Here is a 5,516-nt window from a genome sequence, read left to right as displayed (position 1 = left end):
CTATTTTCCTTTGCGGATGTCGGCACGCAAGTGTTGCTTATTTGACGAAACTACGGAAACCTTTGTGCGTCCATAATGTCGCAGGTTGCATATTCCGGACCTTGTGAGCTAGTGGATGATACGAGGTGAAGACTGTATGCCGTGGCGGACCTCACGAAATTTCGCCCGGTGAAAATGGAGATATGTAAATGAAAAAGCTCGCGCTTGCCGCCGCCCTTTCCGTTGCTGCTTCCACTGCCGTTGCCGGCGGTATGGCTGAGCCGGTCATGGAACCGACCCCGGTTGTTGAAGAGGCTTCCTCCTCTTCGTCCGCTGGTGTTGTTGTCGCCGTTCTGGCGCTCATCCTGATCGCTGCTGCTGCCAGCAACTGATAGGACTCAAGTCCAAACAGAAAAGGCGGTGGTTTTTCCACCGCCTTTTTTGTTGTCTGCTACCCGTCAGGCTGTTGCGGTAAAGGATCAGGTAATCCAGCCAGCCAGATTGTCGCCGATAATCGCCATGAGCGCCGCAATATGGGCGTCATCATCGTTCAGGCAGGGAATATAGGTGAAGCTTTCGCCTCCGGCATGTTCGAACGCCTCGCGAATCTCGCCCTGAATTTCCTCCAGCGTTTCGATGCAATCGGCCGAAAAAGCCGGGGAAATCACAGCGATTCTTTTCTTTCCCGCTTTCGCCAGTTCGGCGACATGTTCGACTGTGTAAGGCCGCAGCCATTCCTCGGGGCCAAAGACCGACTGGAAGGTTGTGTTGATCGCCTCAGCCCCCCAGCCCAGACGTTCGCGCAACAGGCGCGAGGTTTTCTGGCACTGGCAATGATAGGGATCGCCCTCCATCAGATAGCGTTTCGGCATGCCGTGATACGAGGCAACCAGAACGTCCGGTTTGTGATCGAGCGTTGCATAGACCCGCTCAACCGATTGCGCCAAAGCCTCGATATAAAGCGGGTGGTCGAAGTATTCGGGTACGATTCGTGCCGCTGGCTGGCGCTTTTCTTTCATCAATGCGCGAAAGAACTGATCGTTGGCGGTGGCCGCAGTGGCCCCGGCATATTGCGGGTAAAGCGGCAGGAACACGATCTTTTCGCAACCCGCATCAACCATGCGGCGCACGACCGAGTCGGTTGAAGGATTGCCGTAGCGCATGCAAAACTCAACCATCACCTCAGGCCCATAGCGTTCGGTAATCGCCGCGCGCAGCTTTTCCACCTGCGCTTTGGTGATCGTCATCAGCGGGCTTTCGCCCTTGTCGTGATTCCAGATTGATTTGTAGTTCGCACCCGAACTGAAGGGCCGCTTTGACAAGATGATCAGCTGCAAAAGCGGCTGCCATTTCCAGTTGGGGTAGTCGATGACACGCTTGTCGGACAGAAACTCGCTCAGATAGCGCCTCATCGGCCAATACGTGTAATCGTCCGGCGTGCCGAGATTGGCGACCAGAACACCGATACGCGGCCGCGTGACCGGGGGATGGTCGGCGGGCGCATGGATTAGGCGGCCGTCACCGGGGCGGTCGATTTTGTCTTTCATTCGTTTCTCTCCTGTCCCGGTGTCCGAGATAGACGGAAATCTGCCCGCGTCAACGTTCGCGGGGGTCGAGTGGCGTTTCGGTCGCACCCAACGCATCGGCCAGACGTTGCGCAGCCGAACCGGGACGGAGCGGTTTTTGCTGGCTTTCATCCGGCGCCCAGCCCGTCAGAAAGATCAGCTCGAACGTTGCGGTGATGCGGCCTTCCGGTGCCGGATAGGTTGCTGCGTAAAGGCGGGCGGCTTCCGGGAACAATTCGCGCGGTGTCGCACGGCGGCTGCGGGACTGCAGGGCATTGCCCTCACCCATTGCCCGCAGATCGGCAATCAGATGAAAGGCGGTCGTATAAGTCACGGTCTTTTTCGCGGCATCGGCCACCGGCAGGGCAAAACCAGCGCGCTGCAGCAATCCGCCAAGGTCACGGATTTCCGCCATCGGCAGGACACGCGGCGAAAGGCCGCCGGTCAACCGGCTTTCCGCCTCGGCCAGACAGGCGCGCAGTTCGAAAAGGGTCTGGCCCCCGAACATCGCGCACAGAAACAGCCCGTCGGGTTTCAGCGCGCGGCGGCATTGCACAAGCTGGCCCACGGGGTCATTGGCCCAGTGCAGGGCCAGCCCATGCACGATCAGGTCATGCGCGCCCGGTTCCAGCGCCAGCGTCTCGGCATCCTCGACAATGCGCGCGCCGGGAAGAACCTTGGCCCAGGGGCCGGGAAAACCGGTCACGATAGCAGGCGATGTAAACCGTTTGTTAACCTCACCCAGTCTCTCTTCGATTTCAGCCGCGCAGTCTTCGTGCAGGAACAGCTCAGCGCCTTGTCTGAGGGCACGGGTGCGGTTGCGGAGCAGCGCGGCACGTTCGGTGAGTTTGGGTGGATGCGTCATGATCGGCGAAACTAGGATGCTTCGAAAGGGAATGCAAAGCGTGCTCGGCACGCTCTTTCCCGCGCAATGCATCAATTGTGGTGAACCCGCCACCGAAGATTTCGGCCTTTGCGGTCCGTGCTGGCGCGAAACACCATTTATCGGCGGGCTGGTCTGCGATCGCTGCGGCACGACGCTGCCCGGCGAAGATGACGGCAGGCCGGAATATTGCGACGATTGCCTGACTATGGCGCGACCATGGGACCGGGGACGGGCGGCGCTTCTTTACAAGGATAACGGCCGCAAAATGGTACTGGCCTTGAAACATGGCGACCGGCTTGACCTTGTCCGTCCTGCGGCGGTTTGGCTGATGCGCGCCGCTGGTCCGATCCTGAAACCGGACATGCTGGTCGTGCCGGTGCCCCTGCACTGGGCCCGCCTTTTCCGCCGCCGTTACAACCAGTCGGCGCTTTTGTCGCGTGCGGTCGCAAAGACCGCAGGGCTGGGCCATTGCCCGGACCTGCTGGTCCGCGCCCGGAAAACCGCGTCGCAGGATGGCCGCAACCGCGATGAACGCTTCACCAATGTCGCGGGCGCGATCCGGGTTCATCCGCGCCGCGCCGCGCGGGTCACGGGGCGCGATGTGCTGTTGATCGACGATGTGATGACCTCGGGCGCCACACTTGCCGCCGCAGCCGATGCCTGCCTTGCTGCCGGGGCCCACACGGTTTCGACACTGGTGCTGGCGCGCGTTGCGAAGGATGCCTAAATCCTTATAGTCACCACGACTTCAGGAACAGGATCCATTATGAACCGCGTTGAGATTTACAGCACACCCTGGTGCCCTTTCTGCATTGCTGCAAAACGCCTCCTGGAGCGCAAGGGCATCACTTATGAGGAGACGGACGTCTCTGGCAATGCCGAGCTTCGTCAGGACATGATGCGCCGCGCCAATGGCCGCCACACCGTCCCGCAGATATTCATCGGCGACACACATGTCGGCGGCTGCGATGAGTTGCACGCACTTGACCATGCCGGAAAACTCGACCCGATGCTCGTGGCCTGACGGATGCGGACAGCACTTCTCCAGCTTTCAGTGACCGACGATCCGCAGGCGAACCTGCCCGTGACGCTGTCGCTGGTGCGGGAGGCGGCGGCCAAAGGTGCGGGCTTTGTCCTGACACCTGAGGTGTCGAACTGTCTTTCTTCCGACCGGGCGCATCAGAATGCAGTCCTGCGGCATGAAGAGGACGATCCGACACTCGCCGCGCTGCGGGATGAGGCCAACCGGCTTGGCATCTGGCTGCTGATCGGTTCGCTCGCGCTTTTGACCCGGGATGCGGACGGGCGGTTTGCCAACCGGTCTTTCCTGATCCGGCCCGATGGCGGGATTGCCGCGCGCTATGACAAGATCCACATGTTCGATGTGAACGTGTCTGAGAGCGAGCAATACCGCGAAAGCGCAGGTTACCGGCCTGGCGAAGAGGCGGTCATCGCCGACACGCCCTTTGGCCGGATCGGTTTGACGATCTGTTACGATCTGCGGTTTCCCCATCTCTACCGCCGCCTTGCCAAGGCGGATGCGACCATCCTGACGGTGCCGGCTGCCTTCAACGACACAACAGGTGCCGCCCATTGGGAACCGTTGTTGCGTGCCCGCGCCATTGAATGCGGGGCTTACGTGCTGGCCCCTGCGCAAACCGGCACCCATGCCGCTCATAGTGGCCGCCCCCGCCGCACTTATGGCCATTCGCTGGTCGTATCGCCCTGGGGCGAGGTTCTGGCCGATGGCGGAACCGAAACCGGCATCACCTATGTCGACCTTGATCCCGGGGCCGTCAGCCGCGCCCGGCACCGGGTGCCGTCCCTGACCCATGACCGCGATTTCGGGGGGGTGTGAGATGGCAGAACAGAACGATCCCCTTGCTGTCGCGCTGTTTTCCGAGGTCTTCATGGCCGATCAGCTTGCCCGCAGCCTGATCAGCCGCGCATTGCCGAAGGGGATGGAGATCAGTCACTTTTCGGTCCTGAACCATCTCGCCCATACAAATGCCGAACGTTCACCCGCCCAGCTTGCCGAAACCTTTCACGTCACGCGGGGCGCGATGACCAATACGCTGGCCAAGCTGGAATGGGCCGGTCACGTCCATGTCCGCCCCGATTGGGACGATGCGCGGCGCAAATTCGTGTCGATCAGCCCCGCCGGGCGAAGTGCCCGCGATGCCGCGCTCGCCTCGATCACGCCGGTCGTTGGCGACGTGGTCAAGGCCATTGGTGCCGACAAGGTGCGGGCCGTCCTGCCGATCCTGCGCGAATTGCGGCTGCGGCTGGAGCAATAGCGCACGTCAGGATAATAACTTATTAAAATTGTCAGGATTGACTCACCTGATTATTTTTGTCAGGCTATTTCTGTACCCACCCCCAGAGCCCGGCGGTGACGGCAGGAGAGTGACAATGAAACCCGTGACGCAAGCCCGACTTTCTTTGAAAAAGGCGCAAACACCTCAGGATTCCGACCCCATTGAGTTGCGGGAGGTTCTGTCCCTCATCGGTCAAACACCGCCGGATCTGGAAAACTGGTTGCTGGATCGCCGCGCCACAGATCGGGAGGATCGGCAATGAACGCTCCGGTTCGCAATCGCGGCGGCGCACCGGTCGGTTTCGTGTCCGAACTGGATTCGGTCGAAGCGGCAGCGGTTCTCTACCTGCGGCTTTGGAGCGATGGGCCAAACGCGAAGGAGCGGGTGGCGGATGACTTTGTCGCGCGCCTCGGTGCGGATGCAGGTCGCCATGCGTTGCACAACTTTGAAGACCTCTGCAGGTTATGTATCCATTATGGACGCAGGCCGCTTATGCGCCATCATGTCACCTGCAAATGCCTTGGCGCGGACGAAGCCTGTTTCGCGAATTTTGTCGCAACCGCCGGAGAGGGGCTGCGCGAGGATGCCGTTATGATCGCGACGGTGCTCGTCCGCCCGGATGTCGCACTTCCGCTGACCGATCTAGAGCGTGTTGCGGTTTTCGAGATTCAGGATTCCCCCGATGCTTGATCTGTGATTCCCTGTCTGTATGGCAGATATGGGGGTCAGTGATGGGCAAACCACATCCTATGGCACTTCGTGAACGTG

General features: G+C 60.5%; 9 protein-coding genes. 7 read left to right on the top strand and 2 right to left on the bottom strand.

Annotated features, from left to right (window positions below; all coding sequences use genetic code 11):
- Window positions 1-188: 188 nt before the first annotated feature.
- The gene (locus WBB85_RS21795) at window positions 189-371 is read left to right on the top strand and encodes a hypothetical protein (protein WP_432640669.1); all 183 of its coding nucleotides are present in this window, start codon (window positions 189-191) and stop codon (window positions 369-371) included.
- A gap of 87 nt (window positions 372-458) precedes the next feature.
- Here WBB85_RS21795 and hemH read toward each other — a convergent pair whose 3' ends face one another.
- Entirely contained in the window at window positions 459-1,526 is a 1,068-nt protein-coding gene (gene hemH, locus WBB85_RS21790; RefSeq protein WP_432640668.1) for a ferrochelatase, read from the bottom strand.
- Between the two features lie 49 nt (window positions 1,527-1,575).
- Window positions 1,576-2,409, bottom strand: a complete 834-nt coding sequence (locus WBB85_RS21785; protein ID WP_432640667.1) for a methyltransferase domain-containing protein — start codon at window positions 2,407-2,409, stop codon at window positions 1,576-1,578.
- A 16-nt stretch (window positions 2,410-2,425) separates the two neighbouring features.
- Here WBB85_RS21785 and WBB85_RS21780 point away from each other — a divergent pair, with 16 nt between their 5' ends.
- The 6 genes from WBB85_RS21780 to WBB85_RS21755 all read left to right on the top strand — a co-directional run bounded on the left by WBB85_RS21780 (window position 2,426) and on the right by WBB85_RS21755 (window position 5,438).
- On the top strand, window positions 2,426-3,157 hold the full coding sequence (locus WBB85_RS21780; protein WP_432640666.1) for a double zinc ribbon domain-containing protein: 732 nt from the start codon (window positions 2,426-2,428) through the stop codon (window positions 3,155-3,157).
- A gap of 39 nt (window positions 3,158-3,196) precedes the next feature.
- Entirely contained in the window at window positions 3,197-3,454 is a 258-nt protein-coding gene (gene grxC, locus WBB85_RS21775) for a glutaredoxin 3 (RefSeq protein ID WP_432640665.1), read from the top strand.
- 3 nt (window positions 3,455-3,457) lie between these two features.
- Window positions 3,458-4,288, top strand: a complete 831-nt coding sequence (locus tag WBB85_RS21770; protein WP_432640664.1) for a carbon-nitrogen hydrolase family protein — start codon at window positions 3,458-3,460, stop codon at window positions 4,286-4,288.
- Between the two features lies 1 nt (window position 4,289).
- Window positions 4,290-4,727 (top strand): MarR family winged helix-turn-helix transcriptional regulator, encoded by a 438-nt coding sequence (locus WBB85_RS21765; RefSeq protein ID WP_432640663.1) that lies wholly within the window; start codon window positions 4,290-4,292, stop codon window positions 4,725-4,727.
- A 115-nt stretch (window positions 4,728-4,842) separates the two neighbouring features.
- Window positions 4,843-5,010 (top strand): hypothetical protein, encoded by a 168-nt coding sequence (locus WBB85_RS21760; RefSeq protein WP_432640662.1) that lies wholly within the window; start codon window positions 4,843-4,845, stop codon window positions 5,008-5,010.
- The gene (locus WBB85_RS21755) at window positions 5,007-5,438 is read left to right on the top strand and encodes a hypothetical protein (RefSeq protein ID WP_432640661.1); all 432 of its coding nucleotides are present in this window, start codon (window positions 5,007-5,009) and stop codon (window positions 5,436-5,438) included. Before WBB85_RS21760 ends, WBB85_RS21755 begins: the two co-directional genes overlap by 4 nt.
- The last annotated feature ends 78 nt before the right edge of the window (window positions 5,439-5,516 follow it).

The sequence above is a fragment of the Albidovulum sp. genome (assembly GCF_049646345.1).
GTDB lineage: Bacteria > Pseudomonadota > Alphaproteobacteria > Rhodobacterales > Rhodobacteraceae > Albidovulum.
The sequence above is the reverse complement of the archived record's forward strand: the minus strand, read 5'-3'. Positions and strand labels throughout refer to the sequence as shown.

Excerpts from the sequence above, each read along its gene's own strand:
- WBB85_RS21765 (WP_432640663.1), top strand. The coding sequence starts at position 4,290 with ATGGCAGAACAGAACGATCCCCTTGCTGTCGCGCTGTTTTCCGAGGTC.
- WBB85_RS21770 (WP_432640664.1), top strand. The coding sequence starts at position 3,458 with ATGCGGACAGCACTTCTCCAGCTTTCAGTGACCGACGATCCGCAGGCG.
- WBB85_RS21760 (WP_432640662.1), top strand. The coding sequence starts at position 4,843 with ATGAAACCCGTGACGCAAGCCCGACTTTCTTTGAAAAAGGCGCAAACA.
- hemH (WP_432640668.1), bottom strand. The coding sequence starts at position 1,526 with ATGAAAGACAAAATCGACCGCCCCGGTGACGGCCGCCTAATCCATGCG.
- grxC (WP_432640665.1), top strand. The coding sequence starts at position 3,197 with ATGAACCGCGTTGAGATTTACAGCACACCCTGGTGCCCTTTCTGCATT.
- WBB85_RS21785 (WP_432640667.1), bottom strand. The coding sequence starts at position 2,409 with ATGACGCATCCACCCAAACTCACCGAACGTGCCGCGCTGCTCCGCAAC.
- WBB85_RS21780 (WP_432640666.1), top strand. The coding sequence starts at position 2,426 with ATGCTTCGAAAGGGAATGCAAAGCGTGCTCGGCACGCTCTTTCCCGCG.
- WBB85_RS21795 (WP_432640669.1), top strand. The coding sequence starts at position 189 with ATGAAAAAGCTCGCGCTTGCCGCCGCCCTTTCCGTTGCTGCTTCCACT.
- WBB85_RS21755 (WP_432640661.1), top strand. The coding sequence starts at position 5,007 with ATGAACGCTCCGGTTCGCAATCGCGGCGGCGCACCGGTCGGTTTCGTG.